This is a genomic window from Phytobacter ursingii, from assembly GCF_001022135.1.
Lineage (GTDB): Bacteria > Pseudomonadota > Gammaproteobacteria > Enterobacterales > Enterobacteriaceae > Phytobacter > Phytobacter ursingii.
In genome coordinates this window covers 33090-50055 of record NZ_CP011600.1, presented here as the reverse complement: position 1 = coordinate 50055, position 16966 = coordinate 33090, and the positions used below count along the sequence as shown (strand labels likewise).

Sequence of the window (16966 nt, the reverse complement as noted above, 5' to 3'; positions counted from 1 at the left end):
TTCACTCTTCTTTTTTCTCTTCACCTGCCACTTCCTTCGTGAGCGGATTTTCTGCTTTTACCACTTTCCCTGAAATAAACTCATCAAACAGTATTGCCAGTTCACGCAGTCGCCAGACTTCCTCATTTTCGGGTAACTGCTGTTCGGTTAAATAATTCAGTGAATCCAGAAGCCGCTCCATGATTTCCCTGTTCATACTTCGCCGGTTAAACCGGGCGCTGACTTCCATATCCCGGCGTAAATTCTCCGGGAAACTGCTGCTGAATGCGCGGTTCTTTCCCGGGACAAATGTTTTTTTACCGTTGTCACTGATTTTCTCTGCCTGATATTTTTTGCGAATCACATCGAGTCTTGCCTGAAGAAACTCATCAAATAACCGTGCAAGCGCTACAAGACGTTGTCCTTCATCCGTTTTGATAATATGCCGGCGCGGCGAAAAGTTTAACGAAGCAATAAGACGGCTGATGATTTCATCATTGGTGGTGAAATTTCTGACCCTTGCTGCCACTCGCAGCTCCATCAGTAAATTTTCCGGTAACCATAATTTCCGGTACTGCATTTCTCCTCTGGCATATTTTCGCGGCCTGCCACGACCGTCACCCATTTTTTCTTTTACTTTCATACAAAAAAACCTCCTCACGAGGTATCCCCTGTTCAGGCAGCAAGCCTACTCCACCCCGCTGCAGGATTAATCTTAAAAAATCGCATCACAATCACTAATAACGTGATTTGCGTCACAGATTTTTTTTTTTTGAGAAAATGTACACTTACCGCGCGTTACGTCTGTTTACGCGCAATGACATTTCCTTAACTTAAATCGAGGCTAACTGACATGAAAGTCGTCTTAACTCAACCGGCGCTGGCGGAGGGGGCTGCGGAAGCCTGCCCGGAAGTCCGGACTGGTGCGTCATCGTTGTTTATCGGCATGCTGCGTGGTGCCTTCAGTCTGATTTATCGCCATCGCATTAATCTGTTGCTGTTGTGTCTGGCGGTGGTTTTCATCGCGCTGCCCCATCTGGGACACGCGGAAGACCTGCTCTCCGGTCAGAAACAGGATGCGAAGGATACCTTCGGGCACGGGAGTACGGTGGAGTGGGGTCTGTATATTGCTGAGGTCCTCATTTCCGCTGCCGCATATATGAAAACCCGTAACCCGATGCTGTTTGTTGGTGGCCTGGCATTCCTGATTGTTATCACCCGCAGCTTCTTCGCCCTCGCTGGCTAATCCTGTCATGGACAGGGACTCCCTTCAGTACCAGTTCCCGGAAACCCTCAATCAGCAGAAACGTTTTATCGGACTCCCGCCCGAGGAGGCCTTTGTCATTGTTGTGTGCGCCGGTATCGGTCTGCTCTGCGACATGTTCATTGTGATGCTGTTTGTGGCTGCCGCGCTCTGGCTGTTAATCCGCCATCTGAAGAAGGGGCAGGGCACCTGGTGGCTCCTGAACCTCCTTTACTGGTATCTGCCGACCGCACTGCTCCGGTTGCAGTTCCGGCGGGTGCCCGATTCGGGCAACCGGCACTGGATGCAGTAACCCGCGCGCCGCCTCCGGGTGGCGCTTATTTCCCTCAGAAGGAAAATGCATATGAAGTATCAGGTCCGGGAAGGGCGTAACCGGGTGGTCATCCTGGTTATCTCATCACTGGTGTTGCTTGTGTTTATTCTGGCCATTGGTATCAGCATTAACGGTGCAATGGCGTGGCACTTCTATAAAACGCAGAAGACACTCACCACGCCCATGATATTTGACCGGCCGTTTATCTCCGATGCCGCCTCCGGCGATGCAGCGCTGAACGGCATGCTGGTTCGTTCCTTCATTAACCTCCGTCTTTCCGTCACGCCCGAAACCGTGGACGCCCAGCATGCTGCCCTGCTGCGTCAGGTTCCGGCCGAATACCGTGACGAGATAAAAAAGCAACTGGCTGCTGAGGCGGAGTACATCAAAAAGAACGGTGTGTCCTCTGTGTTCCGTATCGATGATGAAATCACCGACACGGCCACCGGTGACATCATCGCGCAGGGCACGCTGAGTGCCAGTACCACCAACGGTAACCTGAAAATCTCGCTGCCGGATGCGCACAAAGCCTGGCGGCTCAGTGTGCATTACGTGGATGGTCTCATCCGCCTGACGGCGTTCACTGAGGTTCCCTGGCAGCAACCCGCCAGCCACCCGAAACAGGACTGAACCATGAAGATAACCCTTTCTGCACTGGCTGTGGCAGGCGCGCTGGTCTGCCTGTCCACAACTGCACTGGCTGCGGTACCCGGCCCGGCCGGAACTCCGTTTGAAAATAATGCGCATCTCAAAGCGCAGATGAGTAATACCAGCCCCAATAAAATCATCATCGACGGCGAACTGATTACCGGCGTGACGGGGCCGGAAAACGCGTACACGAAAGACAATACCGCCGACGGCGCACTGATGATTACTCCGCTGACCGGTCAGGACTTTACGCTGTTTCTGGAGACCGCCGGTGGCGTCAGCGTCTCAATTGATGTGTCGCCAAAACCGGGGAACGGGCGCACCCTGCACCTTATCCCCGCAAGCGTCCCCCTCAAACCCAATCCGGATGCAAAAGCCTGGGAAGAAAGCCAGCCGTTTCAGAAAACACTGGTCAGCGTGGCCCGCCACGTCGTCAACGGCGAGGTACCGGAAGGGTACACCGACATGAAAGTCGCACGGGGTCCGGCGTATAACCCGCCCGCCGGCGTCCAGCTGACGCCTGAGCGCCAGCTCGTCGGTTCGCACCTGCAGGTGGTGCGGTATCGCATGAAAAACACCGGCTACATCAGCCGCCCGCTCAGTGAAAAGCAGTTCTGGCAGAAAGGGGTGCGGGCGGTGATGCTCTCCACCCGGACCCTGTACGCCGGCGGTGAGGGTTTTGTCTGGGTAATTTTTTCCACGGCTGAGGAGGGGGCATGAGTAACATCAATACCGCCACGCGCCGCCGTCAGTGGATGATTGCCGGTATCTCCGCAGCGGTCATGCTCGCGACGGGCGGCGGTATCTGGGCCTGGTCACATCATCAGGCAGAACTTAACCGTCCTGCACCCAAAGCGGCCCCGAACCTGACAGGGAGCCTGGTGAATACCTCCTTTACCGAAGGAGTGGCCACATCGGCGCTGCAGCAACAGCAGAACAAGACGGCCGGGCTGGAGAAAGACATGAACACGCTGGCCGCCACCCTGAAAACCCAGAACGATGACCTGAGAAACCAGCTGGCTAAAATGGGAGAAGTGTTGAGTCAGTTGCAGAAGCAGCAGACAGAGGGCGGTAAAACCCCCACCGGGCCGGGGCAGGGTACGGCTGTTCCGCCCGGTGCTCCCGCTAACGGACCGGTTCCTGGTGGCCCCTCCGGTCCGGCACAGTGGAGTGTCACGCCTCAGTCCGGCGCACCCGCTGCGGGGCAGGGCAGTCATTTTTATCCGCAGGGTCAGGGGCAGGGGCAGGGCTTTTATCCCGGCACCGGTACGATGCGTACCGGAGGACTGAAACGGGACACATTCACCTACGCCTCACTCTCCGCGAAAAAGACAAAACTCCCCTGGATACCGTCAGGGTCATTCTCTGAGGCAGTGCTGATTGAAGGGGCAGACGCCAATGCCAGTGTGACCGGTCAGCAAAATACCTCACCCGTGGTTATCACCCTGCTCGGTGATGTCTCGATGCCCAACGGCAAAACGTACAACATGGACCAGTGCCGCGTGACCGGGGAAATGTACGGCGATATCTCGAGCGAACGCGGCGAAGTCCGCACAAAAAACATCAGCTGCATCCTGAAAAATGGCAAGCACATCGATATGGCGTTTGACGGGCACGTTTCCTTCCAGGGCAAACAGGGTATCCGTGGCAAGCCGGTGATGCGTAACGGTGCCATCATCGCCAACGCCGGTGCGGCCGGGCTGTTATCAGGCTTCGGCGAGGGTATTAAGTCTGCAGCCACGCCGACTGTCGGGCTGGGTGGTTCTGCCTCCGTCGGTGCCGGCGACATCCTCAAGCAGGGATTTGGCGGCGGGGCCAGTAAGGCGGCTGACACACTGAGCCAGTACTGGATTAAACGTGCTGAGCAGTATCACCCGGTGATTGATATCGGGGCTGGTAATGCCGTGACGGTGGTCTTCCAGCAGGGCTTCCGCCTGGAAACCATTGAGGATGCGGAAGAAGAAAAAGAGAAGAAAACCGGTGCACAGACGGCCTCCCAGCAGACCGCGGCGGCCACCCCGGCGACGAATGCCAGCAACAGCAACAACGCACCGGTGCTGAATCCGGATGAAGTGTTGCGGCAGGCAAGCCAGCTTCGTCTCGGTGACACCATTAACTGACAGGGGACGTGATGGAAAACTGGTATGTGGCACAGACGAAGTTCGCCCAGGAAAAGCGGGCGCAACAACAGCTGCAGAGTCAGGGGGTGACGTGCCTGCTGCCGATGCTCTCCGAGGTCCGCCTGCACAATGGCAGGGTCAGGGGGGTAACGCCGCAGCCGATGTTCCCGAACTACATATTTGTGCGTTTTGACCCGGAGGTGGTGCACACCACGGCCATCAAAGCCACGCGTGGTATCTCGACGCTCATCAGCTTCGGTGGCCTGCCTTCCGTGGTACCGGACAGCGTGATTACACAACTCAGCCAGGGCTGGAGCAGTGCGCCACCGGAGACAGTCGCCCCACAGCACGGGGACCGGGTGATGCTCCGTGATGGTGCATTCGAAGGTATCGAAGCCGTGTGGTATGAACCGGACGGCATGAAGCGGGCCATGCTCCTCCTGAACCTGATGAATCAGCAGGTGCGCGTCCCGGTAAACAGCAGCATGCGCTTTCATATTGTCGCGAGAGAGGCTGCAGCATGAACCGGCTGACTGACATTAACGGAGGGGGAACGTCGTGAAAAAAAAGACTAACGCTCAAACGCTGGGCCAGATAAGCAGTGATATCAGACAGTGGCGTGCAGGCGGTTCCCCACCCGGCATCAGGCGGTTCTGGATTATCCTGATTACGCTCGCTGCAATGGGTTTCTGGACTGCCATGAAGTTACCTGTGCACCCGGTTAACGCGGCTCTGTTTTTGTCGCTTTTCGTTTTCGGGTCAGGGCTTATCGCCTGGAATTTGCCAGCCACTGCCTTGAAAACATGGAGTCACACGCTGGATTTCAGACTGTCTGCGTATCAGCCCCGTAACATGATGGCCTGGCATGATTTGCAGGAGACCGCACGACAAAAGGGACACCTTGAACTGCAGGATCTTGAATGCTGGTATGAAAGAGAATGTGGAACCGTGTCTCCGTCAGATAAAAGACCGTTGCGCTTTCTGGACAACGCTCCGGAGCCCACCGGGGAGGCGGGTCGTGAACAATGCCACCGGTGAGGCGGGCTTTATCTCACTACGAACTGACATGCAGGAATTTTTTCATTAATTAATCCCCCCGAGACAATCTTCTTTTTTAACTCCTCCCATAACACCCGGAGACACCCATGTACAAATTACTGGGTGCCGCACTGCTGTGCGGCGCTTTAACCGGCTGCGCCGGTATGAATTCTGATTTCGACTGCAACAAAACCGCCACCGACCAGTGCCTGTCGATGTCTGACGCCAGCCATCTGGCCTCAAAACACCAGAGTCTGGACGATCTGAATACGGCGAAGGGCAGCAACCCAAAGCCTGCGGCTGAGGCACTGGCGACGCCCGGCAATGTGAAGCCTGCCATTAACCCCGCTCGTCCCGTCAGTGTGGCAACCCTTGCGCCGCGTCCCGTTGCCGGACAGGCAGTGAATACCGGCAGGCTTCACACCTCCACCTCCACCGCCCCGATACGGCCGGTAGCCATACCCGACGGCAGCATCACCCCTTCCGGGTACAGCGGGCCGGGGCAGGTCGAGGCCATGCGTATCCCGGATACCACACAACGGCTCTGGATAGCCCCCTGGGTGGATGAGCAGGACAGTTTCCATCAGCCCGCTGTTGTGGAGTTTGTGAAACAAAAATCACGCTGGAACGATGATTTCCGGGTTATCCATGAGGGGGAATAATGAAAAAGCGCATTCTCAGTATGGGAACAACAGTATCTGTTCCATCACGTACCGGAACCGATACGGGCAGAAGGGCGTTATTGTCTTCACACATTCTGGTCACCGAAGCCTCAGCACAGGCGCTGTACCATCATCACCGGTCCCGGGCAGACCTCACAGCCAGTGAGTCTGCTGACAGCAACGTTGTTATCTGTGGCCGCTGCGGCATGGGAAAAACACGCGTGTTAGCTGACGGTCTGACTGGTCCGTGCTCTCAGCGCCGGGGAGGACAGGATGCTCAGTAATGTTATCGAACACCTCACCGGTATCCTCAGCAGCAGTCGCGATGAGGGTGGCGCAAAAGCGGCGCGTCAGAAGCTGGAGGAAACCTTCAGTTATCCTTCTATAACCAGTCTGTTGCCCTACCGCGAATATGATGAGAAATCCGACCTGTTTATTAACAGCCGATCGGTTGGGTTCATTATGGAAGTGGCCCCCCTCGCCGGGGCCAACCAGCAGGTGGTGCAGGCGCTGGATGATCTGCTGCGCAAGAAACTGCCGCGTAAAACACCGGTCACGGTGCTAATGGTGGCCAGTAAGTGCGTGGGTGACATGCTGGAAAACGGCCTCAGCCGCGATATGTGGAAAGGCGATATGGCCCCGCGCCTTAACGCCATTACCAAAGCCTACTGGGAGCGTTCAGCGCTGAAAGGGCTGGTTAATAACCGGGAATATCCGCTCTATCTGCGCAGTTACCGAGTCTTTCTGGTGTATGCCCATCCGGGAACGGGTGGATTAAAGGTGATGGATGAAGTGGCGCAGATACGTGAAACCCTGCGCGTGTCGATGATGGCGGCCCACATGGACACCCGCCGTGTCGGTGCGGCGGAGTTCCTGACCGTTCTGCGCGAGCAGATCAATTATCGTCCCGGACAGGTCAATGCCGGTGATGAAAACTGGAACCCGGATCAGGAGCTGCACCGCCAGTGCGTGGACCACAGTACCGAAATGGAAGTGCATCCGGGTTACCTGCGCCTGACCACTTCACGCCAGCCCGGTGACAGGATCATGGGGGACGAGGGCGATACCACCGTTGCCAGTACGCGGGTGGTGAATATGCAACTGACCAAAGTGCCGAAAAAGTTTGCACTCTGGCAGGCAGCAGACAATCTGCAGAACATGCGCTTCCCGGACCTCGGTATCCCCTGTCCGTTCCTGCTGAGCTGGACCATCTGTGTTGAAGATCAGGTCAGCAGCCAGAACGAGGCGTTCCGCAGGGAACAGGATATGGGCAAAAAGGCCAACTCTTCCTACGGCAAACTGTTTCCCAATACGCAGCGTACTTACGAAGAGTGGCGCGACCTGCGTATGGGACTGGCCAGTAACGAAATCGCAATGTGCAGTTTTGGTCTGAACCTGACGCTGTTCTGCCCGGATGATGACAGCAAACAACAGGCCTGCGAACTCTCGGCCATCAACGTGTTCCGCAAAAATGACCTGGAGATATCCGCTCCGCGCTATCAGCAACTGCGTAACTGGCTCACCACGTTCCCGTTCCTGATGCAGGAAGGGTTGTGGGACGATATGAAGCACATGAATGCCACGCTGCGCTGCAAAAGCTTCAATGCCGTCAATCTGATGCCGGTGGTGGCAGAGCGGCAGATGGCGGCGTCCGGCAGTCCGCTACCGACCTATCGCAATGCGCTGGCGTTCTTTGACATGTTCAGCGAAAGCAACGGTGCCACCAACTTTAACATCGCGGTCACCGGGACCACCGGCGCGGGCAAGAGCTTCTTTATCCAGGAAATTCTGCGGCAGGTACTGAATGCCGGAGGCTTCGGCTGGGTTATCGACATGGGGGGCAGTTACCGCAACTTCTGTAAACAGGCGGGCGGTGCCTATCTGGACGGGGCCACGCTGCGTTTTAACCCGTTTGCCAACATACGCGACATTAAAGAATCAGCAGAAGGGGTTCAGGGGCTTCTGACGGTACTGGCCAGTCCTAATGAGCCGCTGGATAAAGTCAGTGAAACCATCCTGCTTAAAGGCGTGGTGGCGGCATTCGAGGCTAAAAAGAACAAAGCCCGTATCGACGACGTGGTGCTGTACATGAAGTCTCCTGCCGTCAGGGAAGAGTACGGTGACCAGCCGACCATCATGAACCGCATCAACGAACTGGTGCTGCTACTGGACCGGTGGTGTACCTGGGGGGCAAATGGCGATTATTTCAATTCGGACAGCCCGACGCTCGATGGTGATACCCGCTTTGCCGTGCTGGAGCTGCTGAGTCTGGAAAATCAGCCTCACCTGCTCTCCGCTATCCTCTATTCGCTGATTCTGGCGATACAGGAAAAGATGTACCACTCGCCGCGCAGCCTGAAAAAAGTGGCCATTATCGACGAAGCCTGGCGTCTGTTCAGTGGTTCTAACCCGCATGCCGCTCGCTTTATCGAAACCGGCTACCGGACGGTTCGCCGCCATCGTGGGGCATTCATTACTATCACGCAGGGCATCAAGGATTTCACCGGTACCAAAGATCAGGCCGCACCGCCGGCAGCAGCAGCGGCGTGGGACTGCTCAGGAACGAAAGTCACCCTCCTGCAGGACGCCAAAGCCTTTAAAACTTACCTTAACGCCAACCCGGACCAGTTCAGCGAGATGGAAACGCAGGTTATCCGTGGCTTCCAGCCAGCACGTGATACGGGATTCAGTTCAGTCATGATCTCGAGTGGGGAATACAGTTCGTTCCACCGGGTGTTTGTGGACCCGGTCACGCGCGCGATGTTCAGTACCCGTGGGGAAGACTATCAGTACATGAGTGATGCGCAGGCGGCGGGGGCAACCAGTGAGGAAGCGGCTTATCTGCTGGCCTGCGAGCCGCATATGTATCAGACCGAAATGCAGGAACTGGAACGCTGGGCCGGACTGACCAGCGTATAAGAGGAGTACCCAATATGCAGGACGAAAATACTCAGGTTTCAGTGCCGGAGCACAGTGCGCCGGATGCTGTAGAGCGTCTCACGGACGAAAACCGCCCGCGTAAACGTTCCTTACTGCGCAGGCGCAGCGTTTACATTGCCGCGTGTGTTGTGCTGGTTCTTATGCTCAGTGCCTGCATCAGCGTGCTTGTCACAACGATGATGCAGCCGGCGTATGTGGTGTTCGATATGAAGGGCACCATCGATACCTTCAGGCAGCAGACGGCACAGTCTTCGCTGACAAAAGAAGCGCTAGAGGCGCTGACAAAACGCTTCGGGGCGTCGCTGGATGCGAGTCTGACCCGCTGGCAGGCGACGCACGGGGGCATCATTCTGGTAAAAGGTGCGGTGGTATCGGGCGCGGTGGACATCACGCCGGAAATACAGGCGGACATCGCACGTCAGATGCAGGGGGCACCATGAGAGCCGGCCCTGTGGCCATCGTGCTTGCCGCGATGCTGTCACTGCCCGCCGGTGCGAAAGACCTCGGTACCCTCGGCCACCTGTTTCCTGTCACAGAGCCTGATTTGCTGGCTTTTATCGGCCAGCGGCTGGAAGGAATGAAGGAAAGTGGCGAGCTGGACAGGATACAGCGGGAAGCCGAGGCGCGGGTGAAAGCCCACGCGGTGCGTCCTGAACCGGTGGCAGGGCTCACTCCCGCCACAAAGGACAGGGCATTCCGCTATGACCCGACTTTCACGGTAAATGAAACCATCCGGGATATGCGCGGCAATGTCATCGCACGGGCAGGTGACCGGGTGAATCCGCTGGATAAGGTGCCGTTCAGTGAGACGTTGTATTTCATTGATGGCGACAATCCGGTGCAGATGACGTGGATCAGGCAGCAGCTGTCCGGGCAGCAAAATTTCAAAGTCATTCTGGTGAACGGAAACATCCGGGATACCAGTCTGGCGCTGGACGAGCCGGTGTACTTCGATCAGTACGGCACGCTAACAACAAAATTCGGCTTTGAGCATACACCGGTCCGCATTACACGCGATGACCGCTGGCTTAAGGTGGAGGAGGTGGCACTGAAATGAGTCACAACACGCGGGGGCCACTTGCCCCTGAGCAGGTTAAGCGTCATGCCACTACCGTGCGCATTAATGATGCTGATAAAGACGGTCTGCGCAGTATGACGGAGGAACATCCTCTCTACACTGAATCGGTGATTATCCGGGCGGCACTGCAGGTGCTGCTGGCCTGCAGCAGCGATGTCAGAACCGCCATCGTTATCGCTTCGCTGAATGAGAAAGATGTCAGCGACGTCATCCGCCGGCACGGCATGGGATACCTGACGGGCCAGGGAGGATCGCATGTCAACTGAATACCCGGAGCTGCCGGTCGCGACGCAGACGGTCATGAAGCCGCCTGATGACGGAGCGCTTTTGCGGCCCGTTCCGGCAGAGTTTTCGCAAACGCCGGTGTGTCGTGCCGAAACCGTTCTTTCTCCTGACGGCATCAACGCGTTCAGTCAGTTGATGGGGCATCTTCCGGCCGCCGGGCTTTTCGTTGTTCTTCTGGCACTGGCCATTGTTATCCTGCGTACTGGTCGCGTGGTTACCGGACGCCGGAAAACCGCTGATATGAAGTATGGAAAGCCCGCCCCTGTGGCCCTGACGTTTGGCAGCCGGGAGATGGCCGTCCGTGCAGCAGAAGATCAGAATGCCGCTTACTGGCAGTCACTTCTGTCCGCATTCAGTGATGCGCTGGATGAGGAAGGTTATGCGCTGCGCAGGACGGCGCATGACAAAGTGGTGTTGTCCCCTGACGCCCGCAGGCGCGTGGGGGCCACCATAGTACGGGCACGTGAGCGGTATGTTTCGCCGTCCCGCAGGGGCGAGGCCCTTGAACAGATACTGCAGCAGGCCGCTGATGACGGCTATACGGAAAGCTGGGCCGACTGGTGCTGCCAGGCGGCAGAATCGACCGGCTGGTATGTCGTCAGACAGGAAGTGAACACCTGCACCACGAACGGGCTGACCGGACAATAACGGTACAGGCCGTTTACCCAGAGCCATTCTTACCCTCTTCTGCTGTTTTTACGGAATCCACCATTATGACCAAACCTGCTGAAATATCGGCTCAGCCGGTCGTGCGCGATCGCTGGGGCGGCTGGACACACCCTGACTTTTTTTCACCGTCTGACTCGCGTGAATTTCCGCGCCCGGGTGAGTTTGAAGCCTGGCTTGCAGAACACCACCTGCAGTCAGCAACCGTCTGGATGGAAAACGATGTACCGGACTGGATGATGGACACATTCTGGAAAACCGGTAACTGCAGTCTCTGGCAGCCCTCTGTTCCCGCCGGTGGAGGCTGGTTTACCGGCAGTATTCACGATATGGATGACGGAGCCGTCTGTATCTGGCTGCGCCGCCGGGAGGAGGCCGCCTCATGAAGCGTTTCTTGCTGATCACCTGCCTGCTCTTCTCCGCCATGCTGGCAAAACCGGTGATGGCGGCGGGGAGTAATGCCGGTGACGGCCGCTGGGTGAACCCCATTTCAGACGTCTGCTGGAAATGCCTGTTCCCGATGACGCTGGGCAGTATCCAACTGGCGTCCGGTCCGCAACCGGATACCAATAACCCCGCGTCACCCATCCAGATTTGCCCGGTCGGTATTCTCTATCGCATCGGGCTGGCTATTGGATTCTGGGAACCGATGGCCATGACGGACGTAACCCGGGAACCGGGCGTGATGGTCAATATGGGGGGCTTCAAGATTGACCTGGGAAGGACCGGTACAGGCACGGCAGGACAGAGTGACCGGCCCGCTGCGGGCGCGTTCTACCACGTCCACTGGTATAAATACCCGCTGATTTTCTGGCTGAACATTATCACCAGTATCGGCTGCATGCAGACCGGGGACATGGACATTGCGTATCTGTCTGAGGTCGACCCGATGTGGAACGACTCCACGCTCTCGATGATCATCAACCCGGAAGCCGCGCTGTTTGGCAACCTGATTGCTCAGGCTGCCTGTGCCGCAGATGCCGCTGCCAGCTCTGCCGGTTTGCCCCTGTCTCCCCTGTTCTGGTGCGCCGGTGCACAGGGCTCGATGTACCCGTTCACGGGCTATACCAGTGGTGAGTTTTCGCCGCTCGAATCCTCCTTGCTGGTCAGTGAGCGTATGGCCTACAAACTGCACCGGGAAGGCCTGGTGATGAATTCCGTGGGGGCAGACACCGCCGTCTGTTTTCAATATCCGTCGCCCATCATTCCGAAAGAGCGATGGCGCTACCAGATGGTGAACATGTATCCCGAGACGTCGAGCTGTCACCCCTTCGGCGCCAGTACGCAGCTGTGGGGCACCACGCACAACACTCCGCAGTCCAAAAAGAATTTTGGCTATCTGATGTGGCGCAAACGCAACTGCGTCTTTCTGTAGGAACCGATCATGAATACACGCCGTTTTCAGGCCCTGTTCGCCAGTGGCCTGCTCTTAAGCATGTCCGTTTCTTTCGCCAGCGATCAGGTTGCCGTTAACGGCCGGGACCGCGAATGGATGAAACAGCAGCAGAATGCCCTGCAGGAGTTTAAAAATTCACTGGCGGGCCAGACGATGACCCTGCCGCCCGCGCAACAGGACCTGGTGGAGAAACTGCAGCAGGGCATTCGCAATGACCAGACTGCGCAGGGAGGGGGAGAACAGCGCACTCCGGATGCCATTTACTTTGTCAGCCTCGGTATCCCCCGGGAAGGTCTGTTGCCCATGCTGCAGGATGCAGCGCGATTAAAGATACCGGCCACATTGCGTGGCCTCGTCGATAATGATTTTCGCAAGACGGCCGCCATGATGTTTGAGCTGACGAAGGAAGATAAAAATGTCGGGGTGCAGATAGACCCGACGCTGTACAGCGATTACCACATTACGGCGGTGCCGGCGCTGGTTGTCACCTGCCCGGGGCATTACGACGTTATCCGGGGCAGCCTGCCGTTGCGCGATGCGCTGGGTAAAATCGCAGAACAGGGCGACTGCGCCGCCACGGCGCGCAAACTGCTGGAGGCGGCCCGATGAAAATGTCTCTCGCTATTCTCGTTCTGCTGTTCAGCGGACTGGCCTTTGCGGATGCGAACAGCGATGCCTATAAGGCGGGGTCCAGTTTCGGGAAAGGCAGCGCATCACAGGGGACGTCTGCACTAAAGAACACCGATGCCGTGAACAGCGCTATCCCGGGATACACCAGTAATCCGTCCGAGACAAACTACTACGGGGGTGTCAGAGGCGGGGACAGCGGGCTGAGTGATAAAGGCCAGTCTGCCCTGCTGGGCAGTAATGCCGGTCAGGCCGTCATTGACGCCAGCACCAAAAACCCGTCGCCGGTCATTGATCCGAATGCGCCGTTCATCACGGCAGGCAAAGCGGCAGAGAGTGGCTCAGAAAGCGTACTCAACGGAACCAGCCAGCAGTGCACCAGTACCGCAGTGTCCAAATCCACATTTGAAAACTTCCAGTGTGACCGTGACGTGGGTGACATCGAAACGTGCGGACGAACAGCATCCATTACAGGGTCATATGTCGATGATTATGCGTATACCACTTACACCATTGATTTTACGAACCGAAAATTAAGCGCCGGGGGGCAGACTCTGCCTCTTCAGGGGAGCGGGGATAAAGGGCCTTATTACTACGACGTTCCGGTGCCCTCTGGTGAAGTCATTTCAGCAACTATGACATATACCTTTGACCGGTCAGCAGCAAAAAGCAATGACCTTTATTTCCTGAATCTCACTTTGCTGGGCCAAACACTGAATATGTATGACACATCAGGTAGCTACACACTGCCTGCAGGCAATGCTTTTAACAAAGATGAATTATTGCGAATTGTAGTGAATAACAAACAGAACGTTCCCTACATGGTCGAGGATTTATTTTCATCACCCGGCGGGTCGCCCATATGGCATTTCCAGATAGTGTTTACGTTCCGTACAGGGACACAAAAATATGTTCCACAGATCACCTGGAGTAGCAGTTGCGGCTTTGATACCGCTACTGCGAAGTCAAGTGCTGGCAGTATTTGCACAGACCCTGGCGGAACAAGGACTGTTACGGTTGACGGTGTCCAGTACAGTCAGTACAGCGATTGCTGGGGATACACTGATTCCTATGTAACGGGGACAAATTCTACCGGTAATTGTGCTTCTCTAATCAACAACCCCAGTTGTACGCTTTCCGCTCATACCTGTACTGACACAGATGCAGCAACAGGTACGTGTCTCCATCAGACAGAAACCTACCAGTGCCAGAAGGTCTACTCCTCCAGTGGCCTGGTCTGTGGCGGGGATTATTTCTGCAAAACCGGAGACTGCAGCGATACCAATGGGGCCGGTGACAGCGGCTTTGATACGGCGGTGGCCAAACTGGCGGGGCTGGCCTCGGCGGGCGAAAACGTCCGGGATGACCAGGTCAACGTCAGGGCATTTAGCGGCCAGGCGATGAGCTGCCGCAAGGCGTTCGCCGGCTTCAACAACTGTTGTAAGGACTCGGGCTGGGGTGCGGATGCCGGACTGGCGGCCTGCAACAGTGATGAGATGGCCATCGGTAAGGCAAAAGCCAAAAAGGTCACGGTCAGTGTCGGTGAGCGTTGTGATCACAAAGTCCTCGGGGCCTGCGTCCAGAAAAGCCAGGTCTACTGCGTTTTCCAGGGCAAGCTGGCGCGCATCATTCAGGAACAGGGGCGCCGTGACCAGTTGGGGGTGAGTTTTGGCAGTGGTGATAACCCTGACTGCCGGGGTATTACGGTCCCGGAGCTGCAGGATATCAATTTCGATCTGATTAACTTCGCGGATTTCTACGAAGACCTGATGAATAACCAGAAAATCCCGGATGCGTCCACGATGGCCCAACTGGCGAAAGACCGCGTGGCCGCCCAGGTAAATCAGATGGGGGGGAAATGATGAAAAAACTGCTGCTTGCCTGTCTCCTGATATCCGGTGTCGCACCGGTGCTGGCCGATGAGCCTCCCCCCGCAGATGCCGTGGTCACGCCAGCCGATCCTTTTACAGGCTGGCACTGGTACAACGAACCGAAAAAACCGAAAGAGGCACCTGCATCAGTGCCTGCGCCACAGAAGGTTCCGGATTTCAGCAAACTGTCACCGGTTGAGCAGGCTGAGGTGCTGAAGGGGTATACGAAAGAGGCGATGACACGCGCCATGCTCTACCCCTCGTCGGAGAATACGGCCACCTTTCTGCGCTGGCAGAAGTTCTGGACGGACCGCGCATCAATGTTCAGCCAGTCATTCGCGGTGGCGCAGCTTGCGCATCCGGATCTCGATTACAACCTGGAGCATCCGCACTATAACAGCACCGCCCCGCTCCAGCAGGCACGGGATCAGGAAAAACAGTCGCAGGCCATCAGCCAGCTGGCCGGGCAGTACGGCCTGTTCTATTTCTACCGGGGCAGTAACCCGATTGATGCGCAGATGGCGGGCGTGGTCGCGGACTTTGCCCGCCTGCGTCATATATCGCTGATACCGGTCAGTGTGGATGGCACCGTGTCCCCGCAGGTGCCGGACAGCCGTCCGGATACCGGGCAGAGTGCGCGAATGGGCATCAGCCATTTCCCGGCACTCTACCTTGTCGACCCGGCCACGAAGGACTACCGGCCACTGGCGTACGGCTTCATGACGCAGGATGACCTGGCGAAACGGTTCCTGAATGTGGCCACCGGGTTCAGACCTAATTTCTGAGGAGTTCCCATGAATAACATCAGCACCTGGCGCGTGGTGTGCACATTCCGCCGCGCCCTCTGGTTCAGTTTTGTCACTGCGCCGGCACTGTTCTTTTTTGTCGGCTTTGTTTTTCTCTCCTTTAATAACTCTCTCGCGGGGGAGTTTATGGAGGAAGCCCGGAGTCTGGTTGCGGATGCGCCACCCGGTAAGGTGTGGGATTGTGTTCCACCACGTAACACCTCGCCGGAAGACAGCCTTCCCCCCGTTCCTTCTGTGAAACCAGTATGTGAACGTGTTCTTGTCGATGCTGACACCTGGCAGCGGTCAACAGACACCTTCATCAGGCATGTTTATCTGTGGTTGGCCATTCTGGGCGCTGGCATATGGTGGTCCTGGAATGGCATGAAGGAATCTTTGGTCATTGTCCTCTGGCTAAAAGAAAAGGCCGGGAAAATACTCCCCACCATGCGAGGTGAGAGATGAAACGACTCCCTCTTATCGCCATGCTCTTTATGACCGGCATCATTTTGAACTGCCTGCGCCAGTTACTGGCCTGGTCTGTCATCCTCACACGGGAAGTCCTGGTGGTCGGGAGTGTAATATGCTTCTCACTGGTTGCACTGGCATTGATAGTGGAACTGGTCGCGTACCGACGCGCCCGTCGTGACCGGAGGTCCAGTCATGAGATACAGTGAACTGCTTACCGCGCTGGCACTGCTCTGCCCGGTGGCCGTGCAGGCCAGTGTTGCTGATGAGATCAGCCGGCTGGAGCAGGTGAAAGCCCAACATGGAACATCCCTGCTGGATTTTGGTCTGCCGGGGACACAGCCTGCACGACCGGCAGCGGTGAAAGCGCCGCACATGATGACGCTGACCGATGGTCGCCAGGTGAACCTGAATGACTATGCCATCGTGGTCTTTATGCAGCGCGGCTGTCAGTACAGTGCGAAATTTGATCCTCAGTTAAAAACGTGGGCAGACCAGGAAGGGATCAAAGTGTATCCCTATACACTGGATGGCTACGGTGACACCGCTTTCCCGGTGGCACTTATCCCGCGCAAAACCGGACCGAATGAGCCGATAGCTGGTGAAATTCTGACCTTCTTTGGCAATGGCCTGCCGATTGCCACCCCCACCACGTTTATGGTCAACGTCCATACCAACACGGCCTATCCGCTTTATCAGGGCGATACCGATGTGAATACGCTTCGTCAGCGACTCGCGCTGATGATTGAGGCGGATATTGATCATCTTTCCCCGGACACGCTGGGGCCGGTTCCGGCCAGCGCCGCGCTGACAACTCAGTAATACA

General features: G+C 56.7%; 23 protein-coding genes. 22 read left to right on the top strand and 1 reads right to left on the bottom strand.

Annotated features, from left to right (window positions below; genetic code table 11):
* Position 1 precedes the first annotated feature (1 nt).
* Entirely contained in the window at positions 2 to 622 is a 621-nt protein-coding gene (locus AB182_RS01015) for an Arc family DNA-binding protein (RefSeq protein ID WP_047368812.1), read from the bottom strand.
* Positions 623 to 832: 210 nt separating this feature from the next.
* Between AB182_RS01015 and AB182_RS01010 the strand changes: the two genes are divergently transcribed.
* From AB182_RS01010 to trbB, 22 genes are all read left to right on the top strand, one after another.
* Positions 833 to 1225, top strand: a complete 393-nt coding sequence (locus AB182_RS01010) for a type IV conjugative transfer system pilin TraA (protein WP_047368811.1) — start codon at positions 833 to 835, stop codon at positions 1223 to 1225.
* Positions 1226 to 1232: 7 nt separating this feature from the next.
* A complete protein-coding gene (gene traL / locus AB182_RS01005) occupies positions 1233 to 1535 on the top strand; it encodes a type IV conjugative transfer system protein TraL (RefSeq protein ID WP_047368810.1) in 303 nt (100 codons plus the stop codon).
* A 51-nt stretch (positions 1536 to 1586) separates the two neighbouring features.
* Positions 1587 to 2186: a TraE/TraK family type IV conjugative transfer system protein gene (locus AB182_RS01000; RefSeq protein WP_047368809.1), complete on the top strand. Its 600-nt coding sequence runs from the start codon at positions 1587 to 1589 to the stop codon at positions 2184 to 2186.
* Between the two features lie 3 nt (positions 2187 to 2189).
* Positions 2190 to 2924 (top strand): type-F conjugative transfer system secretin TraK, encoded by a 735-nt coding sequence (gene traK, locus AB182_RS00995; protein WP_047368808.1) that lies wholly within the window; start codon positions 2190 to 2192, stop codon positions 2922 to 2924.
* Entirely contained in the window at positions 2921 to 4324 is a 1404-nt protein-coding gene (gene traB / locus AB182_RS00990) for an F-type conjugal transfer pilus assembly protein TraB (RefSeq protein WP_047368807.1), read from the top strand. The genes traK and traB overlap by 4 nt, the downstream gene beginning before the upstream one ends.
* 26 nt (positions 4325 to 4350) lie before the next feature.
* The gene (gene rfaH / locus AB182_RS00985) at positions 4351 to 4848 is read left to right on the top strand and encodes a transcription/translation regulatory transformer protein RfaH (RefSeq protein WP_261802734.1); all 498 of its coding nucleotides are present in this window, start codon (positions 4351 to 4353) and stop codon (positions 4846 to 4848) included.
* Between the two features lie 34 nt (positions 4849 to 4882).
* On the top strand, positions 4883 to 5362 hold the full coding sequence (locus tag AB182_RS00980; RefSeq protein WP_047368805.1) for a hypothetical protein: 480 nt from the start codon (positions 4883 to 4885) through the stop codon (positions 5360 to 5362).
* 107 nt (positions 5363 to 5469) lie between these two features.
* On the top strand, positions 5470 to 6024 hold the full coding sequence (gene traV, locus AB182_RS00975; RefSeq protein WP_047368804.1) for a type IV conjugative transfer system lipoprotein TraV: 555 nt from the start codon (positions 5470 to 5472) through the stop codon (positions 6022 to 6024).
* Positions 6024 to 6308 (top strand): hypothetical protein, encoded by a 285-nt coding sequence (locus tag AB182_RS32275; protein WP_139153683.1) that lies wholly within the window; start codon positions 6024 to 6026, stop codon positions 6306 to 6308. The genes traV and AB182_RS32275 overlap by 1 nt, the downstream gene beginning before the upstream one ends.
* Entirely contained in the window at positions 6298 to 8943 is a 2646-nt protein-coding gene (gene traC, locus AB182_RS00970) for a type IV secretion system protein TraC (RefSeq protein WP_047368803.1), read from the top strand. Before AB182_RS32275 ends, traC begins: the two co-directional genes overlap by 11 nt.
* A gap of 14 nt (positions 8944 to 8957) precedes the next feature.
* Entirely contained in the window at positions 8958 to 9404 is a 447-nt protein-coding gene (gene trbI, locus AB182_RS00965) for a type-F conjugative transfer system protein TrbI (RefSeq protein WP_052958797.1), read from the top strand.
* Positions 9401 to 10021, top strand: a complete 621-nt coding sequence (gene traW / locus AB182_RS00960; protein ID WP_047368802.1) for a type-F conjugative transfer system protein TraW — start codon at positions 9401 to 9403, stop codon at positions 10019 to 10021. The genes trbI and traW overlap by 4 nt, the downstream gene beginning before the upstream one ends.
* On the top strand, positions 10018 to 10308 hold the full coding sequence (locus AB182_RS00955) for a hypothetical protein (protein ID WP_047368801.1): 291 nt from the start codon (positions 10018 to 10020) through the stop codon (positions 10306 to 10308). Before traW ends, AB182_RS00955 begins: the two co-directional genes overlap by 4 nt.
* On the top strand, positions 10298 to 10975 hold the full coding sequence (locus AB182_RS00950) for a hypothetical protein (RefSeq protein WP_047368800.1): 678 nt from the start codon (positions 10298 to 10300) through the stop codon (positions 10973 to 10975). Before AB182_RS00955 ends, AB182_RS00950 begins: the two co-directional genes overlap by 11 nt.
* Before the next feature lie 65 nt (positions 10976 to 11040).
* Positions 11041 to 11379 (top strand): YdeI/OmpD-associated family protein, encoded by a 339-nt coding sequence (locus AB182_RS00945; protein WP_047368799.1) that lies wholly within the window; start codon positions 11041 to 11043, stop codon positions 11377 to 11379.
* Positions 11376 to 12368, top strand: coding sequence for a conjugal transfer pilus assembly protein TraU (gene traU / locus AB182_RS00940; protein WP_047368798.1), 993 nt, complete (start codon positions 11376 to 11378; stop codon positions 12366 to 12368). The genes AB182_RS00945 and traU overlap by 4 nt, the downstream gene beginning before the upstream one ends.
* 9 nt (positions 12369 to 12377) lie before the next feature.
* The gene (gene trbC / locus AB182_RS00935) at positions 12378 to 12998 is read left to right on the top strand and encodes a type-F conjugative transfer system pilin assembly protein TrbC (RefSeq protein ID WP_047368797.1); all 621 of its coding nucleotides are present in this window, start codon (positions 12378 to 12380) and stop codon (positions 12996 to 12998) included.
* Positions 12995 to 14878, top strand: a complete 1884-nt coding sequence (gene traN / locus AB182_RS00930; RefSeq protein WP_047368796.1) for a type-F conjugative transfer system mating-pair stabilization protein TraN — start codon at positions 12995 to 12997, stop codon at positions 14876 to 14878. Before trbC ends, traN begins: the two co-directional genes overlap by 4 nt.
* A complete protein-coding gene (gene traF, locus AB182_RS00925; protein WP_047368878.1) occupies positions 14878 to 15672 on the top strand; it encodes a type-F conjugative transfer system pilin assembly protein TraF in 795 nt (264 codons plus the stop codon). The genes traN and traF overlap by 1 nt, the downstream gene beginning before the upstream one ends.
* A gap of 9 nt (positions 15673 to 15681) precedes the next feature.
* Entirely contained in the window at positions 15682 to 16137 is a 456-nt protein-coding gene (locus AB182_RS00920; RefSeq protein ID WP_047368795.1) for a hypothetical protein, read from the top strand.
* The gene (locus AB182_RS00915) at positions 16134 to 16349 is read left to right on the top strand and encodes a hypothetical protein (protein WP_047368794.1); all 216 of its coding nucleotides are present in this window, start codon (positions 16134 to 16136) and stop codon (positions 16347 to 16349) included. Before AB182_RS00920 ends, AB182_RS00915 begins: the two co-directional genes overlap by 4 nt.
* Complete coding sequence (gene trbB, locus AB182_RS00910) at positions 16336 to 16962, top strand: F-type conjugal transfer protein TrbB (protein WP_047368793.1); 627 nt, start codon at positions 16336 to 16338, stop codon at positions 16960 to 16962. Before AB182_RS00915 ends, trbB begins: the two co-directional genes overlap by 14 nt.
* Positions 16963 to 16966: the final 4 nt, after the last annotated feature.

Bases quoted from the DNA above. Each gene is read 5' to 3' on its own strand.
- trbB (WP_047368793.1), top strand. From the start codon at position 16,336: ATGAGATACAGTGAACTGCTTACCGCGCTGGCACTGCTCTGCCCGGTG.
- traL (WP_047368810.1), top strand. From the start codon at position 1,233: ATGGACAGGGACTCCCTTCAGTACCAGTTCCCGGAAACCCTCAATCAG.
- traV (WP_047368804.1), top strand. From the start codon at position 5,470: ATGTACAAATTACTGGGTGCCGCACTGCTGTGCGGCGCTTTAACCGGC.
- traC (WP_047368803.1), top strand. From the start codon at position 6,298: ATGCTCAGTAATGTTATCGAACACCTCACCGGTATCCTCAGCAGCAGT.
- AB182_RS00950 (WP_047368800.1), top strand. From the start codon at position 10,298: ATGTCAACTGAATACCCGGAGCTGCCGGTCGCGACGCAGACGGTCATG.
- AB182_RS00945 (WP_047368799.1), top strand. From the start codon at position 11,041: ATGACCAAACCTGCTGAAATATCGGCTCAGCCGGTCGTGCGCGATCGC.
- trbC (WP_047368797.1), top strand. From the start codon at position 12,378: ATGAATACACGCCGTTTTCAGGCCCTGTTCGCCAGTGGCCTGCTCTTA.
- traW (WP_047368802.1), top strand. From the start codon at position 9,401: ATGAGAGCCGGCCCTGTGGCCATCGTGCTTGCCGCGATGCTGTCACTG.
- AB182_RS00915 (WP_047368794.1), top strand. From the start codon at position 16,134: ATGAAACGACTCCCTCTTATCGCCATGCTCTTTATGACCGGCATCATT.
- traB (WP_047368807.1), top strand. From the start codon at position 2,921: ATGAGTAACATCAATACCGCCACGCGCCGCCGTCAGTGGATGATTGCC.
- AB182_RS32275 (WP_139153683.1), top strand. From the start codon at position 6,024: ATGAAAAAGCGCATTCTCAGTATGGGAACAACAGTATCTGTTCCATCA.
- traN (WP_047368796.1), top strand. From the start codon at position 12,995: ATGAAAATGTCTCTCGCTATTCTCGTTCTGCTGTTCAGCGGACTGGCC.
- AB182_RS01000 (WP_047368809.1), top strand. From the start codon at position 1,587: ATGAAGTATCAGGTCCGGGAAGGGCGTAACCGGGTGGTCATCCTGGTT.
- traF (WP_047368878.1), top strand. From the start codon at position 14,878: ATGAAAAAACTGCTGCTTGCCTGTCTCCTGATATCCGGTGTCGCACCG.
- AB182_RS00920 (WP_047368795.1), top strand. From the start codon at position 15,682: ATGAATAACATCAGCACCTGGCGCGTGGTGTGCACATTCCGCCGCGCC.
- trbI (WP_052958797.1), top strand. From the start codon at position 8,958: ATGCAGGACGAAAATACTCAGGTTTCAGTGCCGGAGCACAGTGCGCCG.
- traK (WP_047368808.1), top strand. From the start codon at position 2,190: ATGAAGATAACCCTTTCTGCACTGGCTGTGGCAGGCGCGCTGGTCTGC.
- traU (WP_047368798.1), top strand. From the start codon at position 11,376: ATGAAGCGTTTCTTGCTGATCACCTGCCTGCTCTTCTCCGCCATGCTG.
- AB182_RS01015 (WP_047368812.1), bottom strand. From the start codon at position 622: ATGAAAGTAAAAGAAAAAATGGGTGACGGTCGTGGCAGGCCGCGAAAA.
- AB182_RS00955 (WP_047368801.1), top strand. From the start codon at position 10,018: ATGAGTCACAACACGCGGGGGCCACTTGCCCCTGAGCAGGTTAAGCGT.
- AB182_RS01010 (WP_047368811.1), top strand. From the start codon at position 833: ATGAAAGTCGTCTTAACTCAACCGGCGCTGGCGGAGGGGGCTGCGGAA.